Here is a 693-nt window from a genome sequence, read left to right as displayed (position 1 = left end):
CGAAATCGACCGCCGGCGCGGTGGAGATCTGTGCTTCGTTGTCCACGGTGAAGTTCGGCTTGGTCTTGTAGCCGAAGAGCTTGGCGGTGATCACCTGCGGGAACGAGCGGATGTAGGTGTTGTAGTCCTGCACCTGCTGGATGTAACGGCCGCGGGCGACGGTGACCCGGTTCTCGGTACCTTCCAGCTGCGCCTGCAGGTCGCGGAAGTTCTGGTTGGACTTCAGCTCCGGATAGTTCTCGGTCACCACCAGCAGCCGCGACAGGGCGCTGCCGAGTTCGCCCTGGGCCTGCTGGAACTGCTTGAGCGAGGCTTCGTCGTCGGCATTGACGTTGATCTGGCCGACACGCGAACGGGCATTGGTGACTTCGGTCAGCACGCGCTCTTCCTGGCTGGCGAAGCCCTTCACGGTCTGCACCAGGTTGGGCACCAGGTCGGCGCGGCGCTTGTACTGGTTGATGACCTCCGACCAGCTGGCCTTGACCGCTTCATCCTTCTGCTGGATGGCGTTGTAGCCACAGCCGGACAGCAGGGAGGCCAACAGCATCAGGGGCAGGACGCGGGTGAACAGGCGCATGGCGGAGGTTCCGGGTGGGCTTGGCGCCGAGCATGCCATGGTTCGGGTGAAAGACCGGCCATCGGGCGCCGCCCCCTCCGCGGTGTGGTCCAGCCAGCTCGGGGATGGGCCGGGAG

General features: G+C 65.1%; 1 protein-coding gene. It reads right to left on the bottom strand.

Features of this window, described 5'->3' with window-relative positions; translation table 11 throughout:
• A partial coding sequence (locus ARC63_RS03205) for a LemA family protein (RefSeq protein WP_057502496.1) occupies nucleotides 1–577 on the bottom strand: 577 nt, incomplete at its 3' end.
• Nucleotides 578–693 lie beyond the last annotated feature (116 nt).

The organism is Stenotrophomonas geniculata ATCC 19374 = JCM 13324 (genome assembly GCF_001431625.1).
In the GTDB taxonomy this organism is placed as follows: domain Bacteria; phylum Pseudomonadota; class Gammaproteobacteria; order Xanthomonadales; family Xanthomonadaceae; genus Stenotrophomonas; species Stenotrophomonas geniculata.
The sequence above is the reverse complement of the archived record's forward strand: the minus strand, read 5'-3'. Positions and strand labels throughout refer to the sequence as shown.